Consider the following 18,780-nt stretch of genomic DNA (forward strand, 5'->3'; position numbering starts at 1 on the left):
AGGGAGTACGGGGCCGGCTCGCCGGGGTCAGAACGCCGCCAGGTACACCAGCCCCGACAGCACCGCGCCGATGAGCGGACCCGCTACCGGCACCCATGCGTAACCCCAGTCGGAGGAGCCCTTGTTGGGGATCGGCAGCACCGCGTGCACGAGGCGCGGGCCGAGGTCGCGGGCGGGGTTGATGGCGTAGCCGGTGGGCCCGCCGAGCGACAGCCCGATGCCGACCACCAGCAGCGCGACGAGCAGCACATTGATGCCGGACCCGTAGACGCCCGCGTCCTCGCCCGGGACCTGACCGATACCGATGCCCTTGTTCTCGCCGAAGAACAGCAGCGGCAGCACCAGCCCGATGGTGGCGATCACCTCGGTCAGCAGGTTGGCGACCGGATTGCGGATCTCCGGTGCGGTGGAGAAGATCCCCAGCGTCGGCTGGGCGTTGGCCTGTTCGGCGTTGGCGGCGAACTGCGCGTAGTACAGCGCCCAGGCAAGCACCGCGCCGATCGCCGCACCGACCATCTGCGCCAGGATGTAGAGCGGCACCTTCGACCACTCGGTGCCGCCGGCGACGGCCGAGCCGACCGTCACGGCCGGGTTGAGGTGCCCACCGGACAGCGGTGCGGCGGTGTAGGCCCCGGCGAGTACGCCGAGGCCCCAGCCGAAGGCGATCGCGACCCAGCCCGCGGCCTTCGCCTTGGAGTGGTGCAGGGTGACGGCGGCGCACACGCCGGCGCCGAAGAGGATGAGTATCGCGGTGCCGATCACTTCACCGACGAAGATGTCCCCATTGGAATACATGGCGGCTCCTAGGCCCTCGCCCGGGGGCGTCCCCCGGTCCTCCGTGCAGGGTGCGTACCACCCGTGCCGCGGCGCCGGGGGGCGGAGGTGGGACCCCGCTGCCCCGTGCCCCGCCCGCATGGGCGTCGAGCGTGCCAGAGCGTCAGCAAACCGCCGGTGGGCGAGGCGGGCAGCGCGCAGCCGCTGCCACCGCGGCCGGGGTGCCTGAGTGCGGCGATGCCGACTGACACCCGGAAGTGTTCACCGCACGTCATGGAGCGTCAAGGTCACGCACAGCACCGTCTGCCGATCGCAACCGACGGTGCCGGGACGGGTGCCGCGTCCGGCCGCACGCCCTCAGCCGCGCGTGCGTACGCCTCCGTGACCGACCGGGCTGCCGCACGGCCGTTCCGCCGGGCCCGGCACCCGGGCGACGGTGCCACGGCGCAGTTCCGTCCGCTCCGAGCCCGGACGGCCGAGCACCCAACTCGCCCCCGCCAGCGCCTTGGCCGCCTTCTTCAGCGGGGCGAGCGCGGCCGCCGCCTGCTGGTGGCCCGTGACGCTGCCGGGCGGGCAGACAACCGTCGCCAGCGAGAGGGTCACCGGCAGCCCGCCCGCTGACCAGGGAGCGTCCAGCACCGCCTCGGCGAACGGGTCGAGCGCCTGCGGCTCGGCGAGCACCAGGAAGTCGTCGCCCCCGATGTGTCCCACCCGGGCGGCAGGGTCACGGGCGGCGACGGCTGCCAGCGCCCGCCCCACCGCGCGGATCAGCTCATCGCCGGCCGCGAAACCCGCGCCGTCGTTGACCTGCTTGAAACCGTCCACATCCAGCCAGCTCAGGGCGAACGCCCGGCCCTCGGCGATCCAGCGGTCGACCTCGCCGTTGACCGCGTCCGAACCGGGCAGCCTGGTCAGCGGGTTGAGCCGTGCGGCCTCCTCCACCCGGCTCTCGGTCAGCGCCCGCAGAATGTCGGCGAGATGCACCACCCCCATGCAGCGGCCGCGTTCGTCCACCACCGCCACATCGTCCCCCGCCCGGACCCGGTCGCCCTCGGCGATCACATCGAGCACCTGCCAGGCGGTGGCGTCAGCGCCGACCGTCCGCGGCCGGTCCGCGAGCCGCAGCGCCGGCCGGTCGGCGTACAGCGCGTGCCCGTACCGCCCGGAGAGGGACAGCAGGAACCGGTCACGGTCGATGGCCCGGACCGGGACACCGTCGGTGTCCACCAGCAGCACCCCCGACACCGCGGGGAAACCGGTCAGATGGCTGCGCACCGCGCCCGCGGAAGCGGACATCGGCAGCAGCGCGGCGGGCTGCAGGAACTGCGCGACGGGTGGCCCGTCGGGCGGGCCGTGCGGCGCCGGGGGCCCACCCACCGCTGCCGGGCGGGCGGGCGGTAGATAGATGTCGGCGGCCGGCCGTCGTGCGGGCGGGGCGAAGAGGTGGCCCTGTGCCAGCTGGACCCCGGCCTCGCGCACCGCCGCGTACTGCCGCTCCGTCTCGACCCCCTCGATGGCCAGTAACCCGCCCACCTGTTCGCAGAGTTGGTGCATCGCGGTCACCACCGCCCGTCGTCCCCGGTCGCCGTCCAGCCCGGCGCACAGGGATCCGTCGAGCTTGACGAGGTCCGGTGCGAGGTCGCCGAGCAGCCGCAGCGGCAGATCCCCCTCCCCGACCCCGTCCGCGCAGATCCGGTATCCCTCGTCGCGCAGCCCCGCCACCGACTCCAGCAGCGAACGGTGCGGGACGTGGGTGAAGGGTCCGACCAGATCGAGCGTGATCTCCCACGGCCGGCGGCCCACGTCCCGTACGGCCTTGCCGAGCGCGGTGAGGGCCGGCAGCTCGGCGACCGTCGCGGCGAACACGTTGACGTGCAGCGGCAGGAGCGTCTCCTGGCGCGCCGCGGAGCGTACGGCGAGTGCTGCCAGCTCGACGTCCAGCTCGGGTTGGCGGCGCGCGGACGCCGGCACGTCGACCGCCCCGTCCTCCGGGCGGGCGAGTATCTCCAGCGCGGCGACCGACCCGGTCGCGAGGTTCACGACGGGCTGGAAGGCGAATCGGAGCTGGTCGGTCCAGGTAGGCACGGCAGCAGCATGCCGCCTCCGGGTACCCGACGACGCCCGGTTCACGCGCTGTTCATGCATCCTTCCGGAGCGTACGGGCAGCTGCTCCGCCGCACACACAAGGTCTTCGAAGAATCGCGTCCGGAACGCACAGGTGAGCCCACCGAGAGGAGGGCCGGAACTCCGCCGCGTCACATCGGTGGCATCCAACCAGCCTCTACAGCAACCCTGTTGGTCTCCCGTTTTCGCGCCTCACCGTACGGTGACCACCGCCGAGCCGTGCCCGAACAGACCCTGATTGGCCGTCACACCCACCCGCGCCCCCGGCACCTGCCGCCCGCCCGCGCGCCCCCGCAGCTGCCACGTCAACTCGCAGACCTGCGCGACGGCCTGGGCCGGTACCGCCTCGCCGAACGACGCGAGCCCGCCGCTGGCGTTCACCGGCAACCGCCCGCCGAGCGCCGTGGCACCGTCGCGCAACAGCTTCGCCGCGTCCCCGGCGCCGCACAGCCCCAGATCCTCGTACCACTCCAGCTCCAGGGCGGTGGACAGGTCGTAGACCTCGGCCAGCGAGAGATCCTCGGGCCCGATGCCGGCCTCCTCGTAGGCGCGGTGCGCGATCGACGCCCGGAACCCGGTCGCGGGCTCCGGCACCGCTGCCGCGGAGTCGGTGGCGATGTCGGGCAGGTCCAGAGCCGTCCGGGGGTAGTGCGGGGTGGCAGTGGAGACCGCGCGGATGCGGACCGGGTCCGCGGCACCCTGCCGCCGGGCGAAGGCCATACTGCTCAGGACCAGCGCCGCGGCGCCGTCGGAGGTGGCGCAGATGTCCAGCAGCCGCAGCGGATCGGCGACCACCGCAGACGCGGCGACCTCCTGCGCGGTGACGGGCTTGCGGTAGCGCGCGTAGGGGTTCATCGTGCCCGCCGCCGCGTTCTTCACCTTCACCTGGGCGAAGTCCTCGACGGTGTCGCCGTGCAGGGCCATCCGACGGCGCGCGTACAGGCCGAAGTACGCCGGGTTGGTCGCGCCGAGCACCCGGAAGCGCAACCAGTCCGGGTCGTCGGGACGGTCACCCCCGGCCGGCGCGAAGAATCCCTTGGGCGCGGACTCCGCCCCCACCACCAGGGCCACGTCCGCCAGACCCGCCAGGATCTGCGCCCGTGCGGTGCCGATGGCCTGCGCCCCGGAGGCGCAGGCCGCGTAGACGCTGGTCACCCGGGCCCCCTGCCAGCCCAACGCCTTCGCGAAGGTGGCGCCCGCTACATGGCCGGGGTAGCCGCCGCGCACCGTGGCCGCGCCGACCACGCTCTGCACGTCACGCCACCCCAGGCCCGCGTCGGCGAGCGCGTCCCGGGCCGCCTTCGTGCCGTACTCGACGAAGCTGCGCCCCCACTTTCCCCAGGGGTGCATGCCGGCGCCCAGTACCGCCACGTCGCCGGTCATGAGGCGTCCTGCCGCCCGGTGGCGACCGGCCGCCAGTGCCAGGTCGTCCAGATGTGCTCGGAGTCCTCGTTGAGGACGCCCGGCACCAGCTCGACCGCGGTCCCGACCGCGAGGTCCCGGGGGGCGACCCCGGGCGCGGCCTGCCCGAGCACGACCATCTTCTCCGCGGCGAGCTCCACGGCGACCAGGGTGTACGGCTGCCACTCCGTGTCCGGGTCGGAGACGTACGGGGCGGGTGGGCGGTAGCGGCCGTCGGTGTACGACCAGACCGTGCCGCGGCGGGACAGCGGCACCTCGTCCAGCTCTTCGCCGGCGCAGCGGGGGTTGCGGCAGAAGAAGTCCTCGCGCGGGAAGAACACCGCGCCGCAGGCCCGGCAACGCGTGCCCAACAGCCGGAAATCCGCGGCGTCCTGGTCGAACCAACCCGGCACCACGGGCTTGCGCGCACGTGCCACGGACCCTCCCCGGCAACAGATCTGACGGAACGTCAGAAGTGTGCCACGCGGCCACCGGGTGCGGAAGTCCGCCGTCGCCCCTGGACCGCCCCGACCCCCGGTGCTATGTTGTTCTCGTTCCGAGAAAGACTCAAAGTGAGAATTACCAACGGGGGCGGTCGTGGACGCGGAGCAGGCGCACAACGGGAGTGACGGCGCACCCGACGGCGGCGACGGCGCGTTCCTCGCCGAGTACGACCCGCGCGAGTTCCCCGCCATCGCCGTGACCGTCGACATCGTCGCCCTGACCCTGCGCGAAGGCGCCTTGCACGTCCTGCTCGTGGAGCGCGGCGGCAAGCCCTTCCAGGGCACCTGGGCCCTGCCGGGCGGCTTCGTACGGCCCGGCCGCGAGACGCTCGACGAGGCCGCCGCGCGCGAACTGGCGGAGGAGACCGGCCTGGACGCCGCGGCCCTGGAGCGTGTCCACCTCGAACAGCTCGGCTCGTACGGCGATCCCGGCCGGGACCCCCGGATGCCGGTCGTCACGGTCGCCTACCTCGCCTTCGCCCCGGACCTCCCCGAGGCGCGCGGCGGCGGCGACGCCTCCGCCGCGGCCTGGATCCCGATCGCCGATGTGGACCTCGGCGCGGTCACCCGAAACGCCGCCGAACCGGACGCGTCCGCGCTGCGTCCCCCGGAACAGGGCCGAGGGCACGGGATCGACGGGGGTGGTTCCGTGCCCCGGCCCGCAGAGGGCGCCCCGCCCGCCCGCTCCCCGCTCCAGCCGGCCTTCGACCACGCGCGGATCATCGCCGACGGCCTCGACCGCGCCCGCGCGAAGATCGAGTACACCCCGCTGGCCACGGCCTTCCTCGGCGAGGAGTTCACCATCGTCGAACTCCGCGGTGTCTACGAATCCATCTGGGGCAGCCCCCTGCACGCGGGCAACTTCCACCGCAAGGTGCTCTCCGTCCCAGGATTCGTCGAATCCACCGGTGCCACCGCCGCTCGTGGGGGAGCGCGGGGCGGACCCCGCGCCCGCCTCTACCGCGCGGGCGACGCCCGCCTGCTGCACCCGGCGCTGCTGCGCCCCGACCGCGAGGAGAGCGTGCGATGACCGTCCCCGCGGACGCGGCCGCCCTCCGCGACCGCGCCGCCGCCCGCGCCGCGCTCGCCGCCGCCCACGGCCCCACCGACCTCTTCCCGCCGGACGACGCCCGAGCCGCCGGTGTCTACCGCAGGCTCGCCCGGCTGCTGCACCCCGACGCCGCCCCGGTCGCCGAACGCCCGCTCGCCGAGGCCGAGTTCGCCCGGCTGGGCGCGCTGTGGCGGCGCCGCCGCGACACCGCGCGGCCGACCCTGACCACCCGCCGCCACACCTACACCCTCGGTGACACCCGAGCCACCGGCGATCTCGCGGTGCTCCGCGAGGCGACGTACGAGCGCGACGGCACCCGGCACCCCGCCCTGCTGAAGATCCCGCGCGCCGCCGCCGACAACGACCTGCTGGAACGCGAGGCCCGCTCACTGGAACGCCTGGCGCGACACGGCGAACCCCGCCACCGTGCCTACGCACCCCGCCTGATCGCGTCGTTCCGGCACCGCGAGGCCGACACCGGAGTCGAGCGCCGTGTCAACGCCCTCGTCCCGCTGGCCGGCTTCCACACCCTGGCCGAGGTCCGGGCCACGCACCCCGAAGGGCTCGACCCGCGCGACGCGGCCTGGATGTGGCGCAGACTCCTGGTCGCCCTGGGCTGGGCGCACCGCGCCGGCCGCGTGCACGGCGCCGTCCTGCCCGAGCACGTCCTCATCCACCCCGACTTGCACGGCCTGGTCCTCGTCGACTGGTGCTACAGCACCACCCTCGGCAGCCGCGTCCCCGCCCTGGTCGAGCGTCACCGCGCGCACTATCCGCCCGAGGTCGCGGCCCGCCGACCGGCGACCGAGGCCACCGACATCCACCTTGCGTCCCGCACGATGGGCGCCCTGATGGGGGAGCGCACGCCGCAGCCGCTCCGCGCCTTCCTGCGCGGCTGCACCCTCCCCGCCGAGTCCCGCAGGCCGCACGACGCGTGGCGGCTGCTGGCCGAGCTGGACGAGCTTCTCGACAAGCTGTACGGGCCGCGCACCTTCCGGCCGTTCACGATGCCGGAGCCCGCCGTGCGCGCGTGAGCTCACCCCTCACCGCCCACCCACTCACCACCACTCACCCACACACCGGCCGTTCGACGCACCGGTCCACCACACAGGGGGAATCACCATGGGCAGCGGAACCTGGTCCACCGACGTCTACGGCGCCGCGGCGAGCTACCGCGCCGCCTCCGGCACCGGCGCCTTCGACTACAGCGATCGCGTCACCACCTCGGCACCCCGCCACACCTGGAAGGCGCACCCCTCACTCGCCCCCGAGGGACTCTCCGTCCGGGAGAGCCGCGACTCCGACGAGCACCCCACCTCGCTCGCCGTCTCCGTACTCTTCGACGTGACCGGATCGATGCGGTCCGTGCCGCGCGTGCTGCAGACCAAGCTGCCGGAACTGTTCGGCCTCCTGCTGCGCAAGGGCTACGTCACCCACCCGCAGATCCTCTTCGGCGCGGTCGGCGACGCCACCTGCGACCGCGTCCCGCTCCAGCTCGGCCAGTTCGAATCCGACAACCGCATGGACGACGACCTCGGCAACATCCTCCTGGAGGGCGGCGGGGGCGGTCAGATGACCGAGTCCTACGAACTCGCCCTGTACGCCATGGCCCGCCACACCAGCATCGACTGCCACGAGAAGCGCGGCCGCCGCGGCTACCTCTTCCTCATCGGCGACGAGATGCCCTACGGCAAGGTCAAGGCGCGCGAGATCCGCGCCGTCCTCGGCGACCAGGTCACCGAGGACATCCCGCTCACCACGATCCTCGACGAGGTGCGCCGGAAGTTCGACGTCTACTTCATCATCCCGGCCGGTGCCACCCACGTCGGCAACTCCGCGGTACAGAGCACCTGGCGCAAGCTGCTCGGCCAGAACGTCATCGAACTCGACGACCTCTCCGCCGTCTGCGAGACCATCGCGCTGACCATCGGCCTCGGCGAGGAGGCCATCGACCTCGCAGCCGGCCTCGACGACCTCGCCGACCTCGGCTCCGATGCGGGCGCCAGCGTCGGCAAGGCGCTCGCCCCGCTCAGCAGCCGCCGCGGCACCGTCGCCCGCTCCTCGGGCCCGCTGCTCGACAGCACCTCCGACGCGGGCAGTGGCGGCACCACCCGGCTCTGAAGTCCCTCTACCGCCACGGCAATCAGCTTCCCGGCCCCGCCCGGGGAGCGTCACAGAGAGGCCCTCCCGTGCACACCATCGTGGTCGACCTCGGCTACGGCGACGCCGGCAAGGGCACCGTCGTCGACCGGCTCTGCGGCGCCTTCCCACCGGGCGCGGCGCCGGTGGCGGCGGTGGTCCGGTTCAACGGCGGCGCCCAGGCCGCGCACAACGTCGTCACCACCGACGGCCGCCATCACACCTTCGCCCAATTCGGCTCGGGCACCTTCAGCGCCGTCCCCACCCACCTCTCCCACCTGATGCTGGTGGATCCGCTCGCCCTCGCCGCGGAGGCCCGCCACCTCGCCTCCCTGGGCGTCGCGGAACCGCTCGCCCTGCTGACCGTCGACCGGCGGGCACGCCTCACCACGCCGTACCACGCGGCGGCCAACCGGGCCCGTGAACGGGCCCGCGGCAGCGCCCGGCACGGCTCCTGCGGCATGGGCATCGGCGAGACCGCCGCGTACGCACTGGCCCACCCGGCCGACGCGCCCACCGCGGGCGACTGCACCTCCCGCACCGCGCTGCGCCGCACCCTCACCCTGCTCCGCGACCGCCTCACCGACGCGCTGGGTCCGCTCGGCCTGCTCGGGGCTCCGCCGGTCGACGCCTGCGTGGACGCCTTCCGCGCCTTCGCCGACCACGTCACGCTCGTCGACGAAACCCATCTGCCCCGGCTGCTGCACCGCGGACCCGTCGTCTTCGAGGGCGCCCAGGGCGTCCTCCTCGACGAGTGGCACGGCTTCCACCCGTACACCACCTGGTCGACCACCACCTTCGACGGCGCGGAAACACTCCTCGCCGAAGCCGGCCTGCCCCGGGCCGCGCTCCGCCTCGGCGTCGTACGCACCTACACCACCCGGCACGGGCCGGGACCACTCGTCACCGAGGACCCGACCGTGACGACGGCCCTCCCCGAGCGGCACAACGGGCACGGCCGCTGGCAGGGAGCCTTCCGCGGCGGCCACTTCGACGCCCCCGCGCATGCCTACGCCATCGCGGCCTGCGGGGGAGTGGACGGGCTCGCCGTGACACACCTGGACGCACCGGCCCGGCACGGCGCGCTGCGGATCGTCCGCCGCTACCGCACCCCCGACGGACCGATGGACCACATCCCGGCCGCGCTGCCAGGTGACCTCACCCGCCAACAGCGACTCACCGAGCGGTTGTCGAGCGCCCGGCCGGACCGTTGGCAGTCACCGGGCGGCGACCCGCGCGCCTGGACGGACGCCCTCACCGACGCGTTGTCCGCCCCCGTCCTGCTGACGTCCCACGGTCCGACCGCCGCCGACAAGGCAGGGCAGCTCAGCGCCCGCCCAACGACCCCCGGGAGACCGGGAAGTCGAAAGCGGTGTCCGGAAACGTCTCCGGCGTGAAGGTGTAGTGCCACCACTCGCTCTCGTAGTTCACGAACCCGGCCCGCTCCAGACCGTCCTTGAGCAGCAGACGGTTCGCCCGCTGCCGGCCGGTGATCCGCGGGTCGAGCGTGTGCGCCAGGGTGTCGAAGCAGTCGAAGCCGGTGCCCATGTCCAGCGAGTTGTCCGGGAAGCGGGCCTCCTTCGGCCCGTAGCACGCGGCGAGCGGCTCACCCGGAACGTACGGCCGGGTCGGCAGCGCGGGCAGCCGCACCAGCGTCAGATCGACGGTGCTGCCCCTGCTGTGCCCCGACTTCTCCGCGATATAGCCGTCACGGAACAGCGCCGACTTCGCGACCCGGGGATAGAACTCCGCCTTCATCCGCTCGTCGTCGAGGTCCTTCGCCCAGGCCACGAAGTGGTCCACCGCTCGCTGCGGCCGATAACAGTCGTAGACCTTGAGGGAGTAGCCACGCCGCAGGAACGACAGCTGCGCCCGGTGCAGCGCCCGCGCCGTGTCCCGCGTGACGAGGCAGGTCGGCGCGCGGTAGCCGGTCACCCGCACACCCATGAAGTTGTGCGGAGTGAAGTAGCGCATCTCCTGGATGATGGTGCGATCCACGTCGCGCAACGCGACGAACTCCTCGGGCGCCTTGGGGCCACCGGCCGCCGGGGCGACCGGCCCCGTACGGGTATCGGCGCCCACCGCCGCGCTCGACGGCACGGCGGTGACGGTCATCAGGGCGGCGGCAGTGACGGCGAGGCCGCGCAGCGCGGCAGCAAGTCTCGGCATGGCCCCCGTCTACCAGTCCCACCGCGCCGGCGGAAGACCGCCGACCACCCCAGCACCCTCGCCACGCGGCCTCGGTGAGTCCGCATGGGGCCGACGACGCGCGTCAGGCGCCCGATATCCCCCGGACCCGCACCGGATACTCCACCGCGCCCCCGTCCTGCCGCGCCACGACCACCCGGTCCCCCTCCCACTGCGCGGTGTAACGCCGTACATCGGGCCGACGCCACCCGTCGCCGGCGTCCGGCACCACCAGACCGCCGCCCCGCCGCCCCGCGGCCGGCGCCCACACCTCCAACTCCGTGCCGCCGTCCGCGCCCACCACCGGCAGCACTGCACCGGCCCGCGCCAGCACGGGTATTCGCGACAACGGCGCGTCGACCACCACCTGCCCCGGCCCCTCGTGGACCTGCCCGGTCGCGGTGTCGTACCACCGCCCGCGCGGCAACCGCACCGCCCGTCGCGTCGCCCCCGACTCCAGCACCGGCGCAACCAGCAGCGCGTCCCCCAGGAGAAAGGCGTCCTCGCAGTTCCGCAGCGCCCGGTCCCGCGGCGAGTTCCACCACACCGGCCGGACGTACGGCGCGCCCGTCAGCCGCGCCAACTGCCCCAGGGTGTCGAAGTACGGCAGCAGCCGGGCCCGCTCGCGCAAGGCCGCACGCGCGTGCTCCAGCACCTCCGGCCCGAACTCCCACGGCTCCCGCCGCCCCGCCCGGAACGCCGTATGCGTACGGAACAGCGGAAGATGAGCGCCCAGCTGGAACCACCGCAGATAGAGCTCCGGGGACGGTGCCGCACACCCCCCGCCGACATCGGGACCGCTGTAAGGCACCCCGCACAACCCCAGGCCCAGCACCTGCGACAGTGCCGCCCGCAGCCCGGGCCAGCCCGATGCCACCTTCCCCGACCAGGCGCCCCCGTACCGCTGCAGGCCCGCCCAGCCCGACCGCGAGAAGAGGAACGGCCGCTCCGCAGGCCGCACTTCACCCCAGCCTTCGTAGGCGGCCCGCGCCATCGTCAGGCCGTAGAGGTTGTGCGCCTCCCGGTGGTCACCGCCCCGGCCCTCCAGCGCGTGCCGGGCCGACCGCGGCAGGGTCGCCTCACCGAACGCCGCACAGGACACCGGCTCGTTCCGGTCGTGCCAGACACCGGCGAACCCCTGCGCCAGCCGCTCCGCGTAGAGCCCGCCCCACCACTTGCGCACCCGCGCGTCGGTGAAATCGGGGAACACCGACTCACCGGGCCCGACCACACCGCGCACCTCCCGCCCCCGCGCGTCCCGCACGAACACCTCGGCCGCGGCCCCGCCGTCGTACACCGCGTCACCGGTCCGCGCCCGCACCGCCGGCTCCACGACCGACACCATCCGCACCCCGTCGGCCCGCAACTCCTCCGCCAGACCCGGCAGATCGGGAAAGCGGTTCCGATCGACGCTGAAGGCCCGGCGCCCGTCGTGATGACCGGCGCCCAGGTGGACGGCGGACAGCGGCAGTCCGTGCTCCCGGTAACCCGCGACCGCCCGGCGCACCTCCTCCTCACCACCCGAGCCCCCGAGAGCGTGCTGCGGACCCAGCGCCCACCGGGGCGGCAGCGCGGGTGCCCCGGTCAGCGCCGTCCAGCCCAGCAGCACCCGCGCCGGGGTCCCGGCCAGCACCCAGTAGCGCAGCGGCCCGCCGTCCATCCGCACCTCGCAGGTGCCGGGCCGGTCGTGCCCGGAGCCGGCGCCCTCCGTCCCCTCACGCAGCACCACCCGGCCGTCCCAGGAGTTGTCATGGAAGATCAGATGCGTCCCGGCGTCGGCCACCACCAGCTGCACCGGCATCGTCAGGGACGCCGGATCCTCCTCCGGCGCCGCGACGCCGTCCGGAGCGGAGTTCCACAGGCGGTACGAGCCGTCGCGGAGTCGCGGACCGCGGGAACGGCCACCCAGACCGAAGAACCGCGCGTCGGCCGCCACCTCCGAGCGCTGCACCCACCGCGACCCTGGACCCTCCTCGGGAGCTGCCCCACCACCGGCGCCGTCCCCGGTCGGCACCTCGTCCGTACGGTCCCACCAGCGCGGCGGCAGCTCCCGCCGCAGCACCACCCCACCGGGCGTACGCACCTCCACCGCGCCGAACCGCGACACTGCCACCGTCACCCGCTCGGAGACGACCCGCCAACCGCCCTCCCGGTCCGGCTCCAGCACCGCCCTGTTGTCGACCTCGGGACAGGCCGCCAGCGCGTACGACGGCTCCGGCCCGGCACCGTCCCAGCCGCAGAACACCGCGCCGCCCGACGCCACCCGCACCCGCAGCGACGACCGCGCGAAGTGGACCACGCCGCCCCCGGGCTGCGACTCGGCGCCGCTCGCGGTTCCCGGTACCCGCGCCCGCTCCGCACCCTGCCGCGGCAGAGCCAGCGCGTCCGCTCTCCGCCGCTGCCACGCCGCCCGCACGGACCGCAGCCCCTGCGCCGTGCCCACCGCCCTGACCATCTGTACCGACCGCACCAGATCCCGCCCGTCCATGCCGGTCAGCCTGCCATCGACATCGCCGCGATCGGGCTCCGTTCAACTGCCGTTCACCTGTTGTGCGGCAGGTCCGGCCACCCGCCGGTCACCCCGGCGCCCGACAATGTCCGAAACCGGCTCCCGCGGCCCGCACCCCGTGGCCGCACCACATCCGCCACCCCCCGAATGTGGGGGGCCCACCCTGGTGCACAAGACGATCACATGGCATCGTCCTGCCAAGCCGTGTCACGCGCACACCCTCGCCACGCCGGGGAACCACCGCTGTGCGCGCCCGACGCACACGACGCGTACCGCCCGGGAGCCGCATCATGACCACCGCACCGCAGTCCGACGACCGGCCGGAGCCCCTCTGGCAGCCCGGCCAGGACCGCATCGCCGGCGCACAGGTCACCCGCTTCCACGCCTGGGCCGCGGAGCACCACGGCGCACCGGCCCCCGTCCCCGGCGACCCCGCCGCGAGCTACGCCGCCCTGCACCGCTGGTCCGTCGACGAGCTGTCCCGCTTCTGGGAAGCCACCGCCGCATGGTTCGACGTCCGCTTCACCACCCCCTACGACACCGTGCTCGCCGACCGCGCGATGCCCGGCGCCCGCTGGTTCCCCGGCGCCACCCTCAACTACGCCGAGCACGCCCTGCGCGCCGCGGAGGACCCGGCGCGCGCCGACACCCCGGCGCTGCTCTACGTGGACGAGACCCACGAGCCCACCCCCGTCACCTGGGCCACCCTCCGCTCCCAGGTCGGCGCGCTGGCCGCCGAACTCCGCCGCCTCGGCGTCCGCCCCGGCGACCGCGTCAGCGGCTACGTCCCGAACATCCCGCAGGCCGTCGTCGCCCTCCTCGCCACCGCCGCGGTGGGTGCCGTATGGACCTCCTGCGCCCCCGACTTCGGCGCCCGCAGCGTGCTGGACCGCTTCCAGCAGATCGAACCGGTCGTCCTGTTCACCGTCGACGGCTACCGCTACGGCGGCAAGGAACACGACCGCCGCGACACCGTCACCGAACTCCGCGCGGAACTTCCCACGCTCCGCGCCGTCGTCCACATCCCGCTGCTCGGCACCCCGGCCCCCGAAGGCGCCCTGAACTGGTCGGACCTGACCTCCCAGGACATCGAACCGGTCTTCGAACAGGTCCCCTTCGACCACCCGCTGTGGGTCCTGTACTCCTCCGGGACCACCGGCCTGCCCAAGGCCATCGTCCAGTCCCAGGGCGGCATCCTGCTCGAACACCTCAAGCAGACCGGCCTGCACTGCGACCTCGGCCCCGACGACCGCTTCTTCTGGTACACCTCCACCGGCTGGATGATGTGGAACTTCCTCGTCGCCGGCCTCCTGGTGGGCTCCACGATCGTGCTCTACGACGGCAGCCCCGGCCACCCCGACATCGCCGCCCAGTGGCGGGTCGCCGAAACCACCCGCGCCACCGTCTTCGGCACCTCCGCCGCCTACGTCATGGCCTGCCGCAAGGCCGGCATCCACCCGGCCCGCGACCTCGATCTCTCCGCCATCACCTGCGTCGCCACCACCGGCTCCCCGCTCCCACCGGACGGCTTCCGCTGGCTGCACGACAGCTTCGCCGAGGGCGGCGCCGACCTGTGGACGGCCTCCGTCAGCGGCGGCACGGACGTCTGCAGCTGCTTCGCGGGCGCCGTCCCCACCCTCCCCGTCCACATCGGCGAACTCCAGGCCCCGTGTCTCGGCACCGACCTGCAGGCATGGGACCCCCAGGGCGAACCCGTCATCGAGGAGGTCGGCGAACTCGTCGTCACCAACCCGATGCCCTCGATGCCCATCCGCTTCTGGAACGACCCCGACGGCAGCCGCTACCACGACAGCTACTTCGACATGTACCCCGGCGTCTGGCGGCACGGCGACTGGATCACCGTCACCTCCCGCGGCAGCGTCGTCATCCACGGCCGCTCCGACTCCACCCTCAACCGCCAGGGCGTGCGCATGGGGTCCGCCGACATCTACGAGGCGGTCGAACGGCTCCCCGAGATCCGCGAATCCCTCGTCATCGGCCTCGAACTCCCCGACGGCGGCTACTGGATGCCCCTCTTCGTCCACCTCGCCCCCGACGCCACTCTCGACGACGCCCTCCGCGACCGCATCAAGCGGACCATCCGCGAGCAGCTCTCGCCCCGCCACGTCCCCGACGACATCATCGAGGCCCCCGGAGTGCCGCACACCCTGACCGGCAAGCGGATCGAGGTCCCCGTCAAACGCCTCCTCCAGGGCACGCCCCTCGAAAAGGCCGTCAACCCCGGCTCCGTCGACAACCTGGAACTGCTCCGCTTCTACGAGCGCATCGCCGACGACCGCGCCAAGGAAGGCTCATCCGGGCGGCCATGACAGCCCCCTGACCGCCCGGCCGGGACCGCCGTTGTCAGACCCCGTGATTACTCTCAGTGACAAGTGACGTTCGATGCAGAGCATCTCACTGAGGGGGAGTCATGACATCCGCATCCCGGCCCACCGACCAGGCCCGCGCCCGCCGCACCCTGCGCCGCGAAGTCCCCAGCACCGCCGCCGTCCTGGCCGACGAGCGGGACTTCGCGGCGATGCGCCGCTACCGCACCTTCCCGTTCGACGACCACCGCAGTTACCTCCAGGAGATGGAGGCCCTGCTGAGCACCCTCGCCTCCGAGGGCGTCCTCACCACCCTCAGCCTCTTCGACCCGGCCGCCTACGAGGACTACTGCGCCGACCTCGCCCTCGACCCCGACCGCCCCGACAGCCGCACCCGCTACACCGCCGAAGTGGCCTGCACCGGCGCCACCCTGCCGTACGCCGGCGAGCCGCTGAAGCAGCTCCTGCCCTTACTCGTCGAAGAAGCCGACCGCCAGGCCAACTGGGAGCGCGCCTCCGCCCTTCTGGCCCGCGCCGGCACCTGCGAGGACTGCGGCGAGGACCTCGCACACGCCGCCTTCGCCCGCGCCACCCACGTCCTCAGGCAACTCCTCGAAGCTCTCGGCGAGGGAACTCACCACCTGGTGTGCAGCATCCCGGCGGGTGAGCCGTCCCTCCTGGCCATCCTGCACGCCACCAGCAGCGACGGCGGCCGCCTCCAGCTCTCCGAAGCCACCACCCTGGTCTTCTGCACCGTCCTCGCCACCGGCCTCGCCTTGCGCACACCGGGCGGCATCGTCTCCCGCACCACCGCCGAGGGCACCACCGCCGGCACCCACGACACCGTCCGCGGCTGGTCCCTGCGGGACAGCTGGCCCTGCCCGCTCACCGCGGCCGAGGTCTTCACCGCCTACTGCACGGACGCTGAAACCGGCGAACCGATCCCACCCGAGCACGGCGTCGACTACGCCCCCGGACTCACCCTCACACCCCCGACGGAGGAACACCGCCACCGCTGACCACCTGCGCCGCAGGCACCATCCGCGCAGGTCAGCGCACAAAGGCAAATGGCCGCCCCGCCACAAAGGGCGGGACGGCCATCAAATCTCCAGCGACGCACGGGCGCCGCGCGGGATCACTCCCCGGAAAGCACCGCCTGCGCGGCAGCCCGCGCGTCCTCGGCGGTGTCCGCCGCACGCGCCGCGGACGCCGCACGCTCGCACTGCGCCAGCGTGTGCTTCGACAGCGTCGAGCGGACGTAGGGAATCGACGCCGCACCCATCGACAGGCTGGTGACCCCGAGCCCGGTCAGCACACACGCCAACAGCGGATCGGAGGCAGCCTCGCCACAGACGCCACAGCTCTTGCCCTCGGCCTTCGCGGCCTCAGCCGAAGCCGCCACGAGGTCCAGCAGCGCCGGCTGCCACGGATCCTGCAGACGCGAGACGGCACCCACCTGGCGGTCCGCGGCGAAGGTGTACTGCGCCAGGTCGTTGGTGCCCAACGACAGGAACTCCACCTCCTGCAGGATCGAGCGGGCGCGCAGCGCGGCGGACGGAATCTCCACCATCGCGCCGAACTTCGCCTCGAGCCCGGCGTCCCGGCAGGCATCCGCGAACGCCTTGGCGTCGATCCGGTCCGCCACCATCGGGGCCATGACCTCGAGGTAGACCGGCAGCCCCTCGGCGGCCTTCGACAGCGCCGTGAGCTGCGTGCGCAGCACGTCCGGGTGGTCGAGCAGCGTCCGCAGACCCCGCACACCCAGCGCCGGGTTGGGCTCATCGCCCGGGGTCAGGAAGTCCAGCGGCTTGTCGGCACCGGCGTCCAGCACCCGCACCACGACCCGGCCCTCGGGAAAGGCCTCCAGCACCTTGCGGTACGCGTCGACCTGCTTGTCCTCGGACGGCGCCTTCTCGCTGTCGTCCAGGAAGAGGAACTCGGTCCGGAAGAGACCGACGCCCTCGGCACCGGCGTCGACCGCGGCCGGCACATCCGCCGGCCCGCCGATGTTCGCCAGCAGCGGCACCTTGTGCCCGTCGGAGGTCGCGCCGGGACCGGACGACGCGGCCAGCGCGGCCTTGCGCGCCGCCGCGGCCTGCTCCAGCGACGCCCGCTTGTCGGCACCGGGCTCGACGAAGATCTCACCGGTGCTGCCGTCCACCGCGATCACCGTGCCCTCGACGAGCTCACCCGCACCGGGCAGGGCGACGACGGCCGGCACACCCAGCGCACGCGCCAGAATCGCGCTGTGGCTGGTCGGCCCGCCCTCCTCGGTCACGAACCCGAGCACCAGCGCGGGATCCAGCAGTGCCGTGTCGGCCGGCGCCAGATCGCGGGCGATCAGCACATACGGCTCGTCACTGTCCGGCACACCCGGCATCGGCACGCCCAGCAGCCGGGCGACGATCCGGTTCCGCACGTCATCGAGGTCGGCGACCCGCCCGGCGAGGTACTCACCGGCACCTGCCAGCAGCGCCCGGTAGGCCGCGAACGCGTCGTAGACACCGCGCTCGGCGGTGCTGCCGACAGCGATCCGCCGCTCGACGTCGGCCATCAGCTCAGGGTCCTGCGCCATCATGGCCTGGGCCTCGAGCACGGCCTGTGCCTCGCCACCCGCCAGATTCCCCCGCGCGATCAAGTCGGCGGCCACGGCTTCCACGGCCTGGCGGGCGCGCCCCTGTTCGCGCTCCGCCTCTTCGGCCGGGATCTGCTTGGCCGGCGGTTCGAGAACCGCCGTGCCCATGTGGCGCACCTCGCCGATGGCCACGCCGTGGCTCACGCCGACGCCTCGCAGCGTTGTCTCCATTTCACCCGTCTCCGGTTGATGCGGCGGTCCGTGCCGCCGCGGTGGATGTCGTACCTGCCGTCAGGAACGGCGCCCGGCTACTGCCAGGTGAAGAGCGAGTCGCCCGACTTGATGTCGCCGTCCTCACGCACATCGGCGAGCGAGTCGGCGGTGGCCTCCAGCGCGACGACGGGGCACACCGGTGACTTGCCGGCCTCCTCGACCGCGGCCGGGTTCCAGCGCACGACCGCCTGGCCCCGCTGCACCGTGTCGCCCTTGTTGACGAGGAGCTGGAAGCCTTCGCCGTTGAGCTGAACGGTGTCGATGCCGAGGTGCGTCAGCACTCCATGGCCGGCCGCGTCGACGACCACGAAGGCATGAGGGTGCAGTGAAACGACAACGCCGTCAACGGGCGCAACGGCCTCGGACGGCTCACGGACCGGATCGATGGCGGTACCGGGACCCACCATTGCTCCGGAGAACACCGGATCGGGCACAGCCGCGAGTCCGATGGCGCGTCCGGCGAGCGGGGACGTCACGGTGGTCATGGGAAGCCTCCCAGGGGTGGAGATCTATCAGGCCGCCGTCACTACCTGTCCTGGACAGCGCACCGTTCAGAAGCGTAAGTCATAAGAACTGACGGTTCCGCATGAGCGACACCGGCCGAAGGCCCCCGAGCTCCGCCGAATCGATTTGCCTCGCCCACAGCCGAGCTGTACTGTCTGACACCTGCCCCGGACAGTCAGACCGCAAATTACTGCGGAAGGCGAGAGTGGGCGGCACCCCATCAGAGTCTTGATCGAGATTCTCGAACGCGTGCCTTTCTGTATGTCTACAGAAAAGCGGCGGTTCGGAGGAGCGAAAAGGCCTGATAGAGTGTGAAACACCGAAGGGAAGCGCCCGGAGAGCCTGGTGAAACAGGCACAAAGGAAGCGTCCGTTCCTTGAGAACTCAACAGCGTGCCAAAAGTCAACGCCAGA

General features: G+C 73.1%; 14 protein-coding genes. 6 read left to right on the forward strand and 8 right to left on the reverse strand.

Going from position 1 to position 18,780, the window contains the following annotated elements; genetic code table 11:
• Positions 1-27 precede the first annotated feature (27 nt).
• The 4 genes from ACGFZW_RS29135 to ACGFZW_RS29150 all read right to left on the reverse strand — a co-directional run bounded on the left by ACGFZW_RS29135 (position 28) and on the right by ACGFZW_RS29150 (position 4,736).
• Entirely contained in the window at positions 28-795 is a 768-nt protein-coding gene (locus ACGFZW_RS29135; RefSeq protein WP_393896224.1) for an MIP/aquaporin family protein, read from the reverse strand.
• A gap of 336 nt (positions 796-1,131) precedes the next feature.
• Positions 1,132-2,859: an EAL domain-containing protein gene (locus ACGFZW_RS29140; protein ID WP_393896225.1), complete on the reverse strand. Its 1,728-nt coding sequence runs from the start codon at positions 2,857-2,859 to the stop codon at positions 1,132-1,134.
• Between the two features lie 231 nt (positions 2,860-3,090).
• Complete coding sequence (locus ACGFZW_RS29145) at positions 3,091-4,281, reverse strand: lipid-transfer protein (protein WP_393896226.1); 1,191 nt, start codon at positions 4,279-4,281, stop codon at positions 3,091-3,093.
• Positions 4,278-4,736: a Zn-ribbon domain-containing OB-fold protein gene (locus ACGFZW_RS29150; protein ID WP_393896227.1), complete on the reverse strand. Its 459-nt coding sequence runs from the start codon at positions 4,734-4,736 to the stop codon at positions 4,278-4,280. Before ACGFZW_RS29150 ends, ACGFZW_RS29145 begins: the two co-directional genes overlap by 4 nt.
• Positions 4,737-4,992: 256 nt before the next feature.
• On the opposite strand from ACGFZW_RS29150, the gene ACGFZW_RS29155 reads away from it, so the two are divergent.
• From ACGFZW_RS29155 to ACGFZW_RS29170, 4 genes are all read left to right on the forward strand, one after another.
• Complete coding sequence (locus ACGFZW_RS29155; RefSeq protein WP_393896246.1) at positions 4,993-5,832, forward strand: NUDIX domain-containing protein; 840 nt, start codon at positions 4,993-4,995, stop codon at positions 5,830-5,832.
• Positions 5,829-6,887, forward strand: a complete 1,059-nt coding sequence (locus ACGFZW_RS29160; protein WP_393896228.1) for a molecular chaperone DnaJ — start codon at positions 5,829-5,831, stop codon at positions 6,885-6,887. The genes ACGFZW_RS29155 and ACGFZW_RS29160 overlap by 4 nt, the downstream gene beginning before the upstream one ends.
• A gap of 88 nt (positions 6,888-6,975) precedes the next feature.
• Positions 6,976-7,974: a hypothetical protein gene (locus ACGFZW_RS29165; RefSeq protein WP_393896229.1), complete on the forward strand. Its 999-nt coding sequence runs from the start codon at positions 6,976-6,978 to the stop codon at positions 7,972-7,974.
• A gap of 68 nt (positions 7,975-8,042) precedes the next feature.
• Positions 8,043-9,389, forward strand: a complete 1,347-nt coding sequence (locus ACGFZW_RS29170; protein ID WP_393896230.1) for an adenylosuccinate synthetase — start codon at positions 8,043-8,045, stop codon at positions 9,387-9,389.
• Here the strand turns inward: ACGFZW_RS29170 and ACGFZW_RS29175 are convergent.
• Positions 9,319-10,161, reverse strand: coding sequence for a M15 family metallopeptidase (locus tag ACGFZW_RS29175; RefSeq protein WP_393896231.1), 843 nt, complete (start codon positions 10,159-10,161; stop codon positions 9,319-9,321). The genes ACGFZW_RS29170 and ACGFZW_RS29175 overlap by 71 nt on opposite strands.
• 103 nt (positions 10,162-10,264) lie before the next feature.
• A complete protein-coding gene (locus tag ACGFZW_RS29180; protein WP_393896232.1) occupies positions 10,265-12,667 on the reverse strand; it encodes a glycoside hydrolase family 31 protein in 2,403 nt (800 codons plus the stop codon).
• A gap of 311 nt (positions 12,668-12,978) precedes the next feature.
• Between ACGFZW_RS29180 and ACGFZW_RS29185 the strand changes: the two genes are divergently transcribed.
• Positions 12,979-15,018 carry an acetoacetate--CoA ligase gene (locus ACGFZW_RS29185; protein ID WP_393896233.1) on the forward strand — a complete coding sequence of 680 codons (2,040 nt, stop codon included), beginning with the start codon at positions 12,979-12,981 and terminating at the stop codon, positions 15,016-15,018.
• Positions 15,019-15,119: 101 nt separating this feature from the next.
• Positions 15,120-16,034: a hypothetical protein gene (locus ACGFZW_RS29190; RefSeq protein WP_393896234.1), complete on the forward strand. Its 915-nt coding sequence runs from the start codon at positions 15,120-15,122 to the stop codon at positions 16,032-16,034.
• Between the two features lie 116 nt (positions 16,035-16,150).
• Here ACGFZW_RS29190 and ptsP read toward each other — a convergent pair whose 3' ends face one another.
• Both ptsP and ACGFZW_RS29200 read right to left on the reverse strand, forming a co-directional pair.
• Positions 16,151-17,821, reverse strand: coding sequence for a phosphoenolpyruvate--protein phosphotransferase (gene ptsP, locus ACGFZW_RS29195; RefSeq protein ID WP_393896235.1), 1,671 nt, complete (start codon positions 17,819-17,821; stop codon positions 16,151-16,153).
• A gap of 77 nt (positions 17,822-17,898) precedes the next feature.
• Positions 17,899-18,348: a PTS glucose transporter subunit IIA gene (locus ACGFZW_RS29200; RefSeq protein ID WP_393896236.1), complete on the reverse strand. Its 450-nt coding sequence runs from the start codon at positions 18,346-18,348 to the stop codon at positions 17,899-17,901.
• Between the last annotated feature and the right edge of the window lie 432 nt (positions 18,349-18,780).

The organism is Streptomyces sp. NPDC048248 (genome assembly GCF_043201875.1).
Taxonomy (GTDB): Bacteria; Actinomycetota; Actinomycetes; order Streptomycetales; family Streptomycetaceae; genus Streptomyces.

What these genes read in the sequence shown, in the direction of transcription:
- ACGFZW_RS29135 (WP_393896224.1), bottom strand. Translation starts at nt 795, where the DNA reads ATGTATTCCAATGGGGACATCTTCGTCGGTGAAGTGATCGGCACCGCG.
- ACGFZW_RS29145 (WP_393896226.1), bottom strand. Translation starts at nt 4,281, where the DNA reads ATGACCGGCGACGTGGCGGTACTGGGCGCCGGCATGCACCCCTGGGGA.
- ACGFZW_RS29160 (WP_393896228.1), top strand. Translation starts at nt 5,829, where the DNA reads ATGACCGTCCCCGCGGACGCGGCCGCCCTCCGCGACCGCGCCGCCGCC.
- ACGFZW_RS29165 (WP_393896229.1), top strand. Translation starts at nt 6,976, where the DNA reads ATGGGCAGCGGAACCTGGTCCACCGACGTCTACGGCGCCGCGGCGAGC.
- ACGFZW_RS29175 (WP_393896231.1), bottom strand. Translation starts at nt 10,161, where the DNA reads ATGCCGAGACTTGCTGCCGCGCTGCGCGGCCTCGCCGTCACTGCCGCC.
- ACGFZW_RS29180 (WP_393896232.1), bottom strand. Translation starts at nt 12,667, where the DNA reads ATGGACGGGCGGGATCTGGTGCGGTCGGTACAGATGGTCAGGGCGGTG.
- ACGFZW_RS29185 (WP_393896233.1), top strand. Translation starts at nt 12,979, where the DNA reads ATGACCACCGCACCGCAGTCCGACGACCGGCCGGAGCCCCTCTGGCAG.
- ACGFZW_RS29190 (WP_393896234.1), top strand. Translation starts at nt 15,120, where the DNA reads ATGACATCCGCATCCCGGCCCACCGACCAGGCCCGCGCCCGCCGCACC.
- ptsP (WP_393896235.1), bottom strand. Translation starts at nt 17,821, where the DNA reads ATGGAGACAACGCTGCGAGGCGTCGGCGTGAGCCACGGCGTGGCCATC.
- ACGFZW_RS29200 (WP_393896236.1), bottom strand. Translation starts at nt 18,348, where the DNA reads ATGACCACCGTGACGTCCCCGCTCGCCGGACGCGCCATCGGACTCGCG.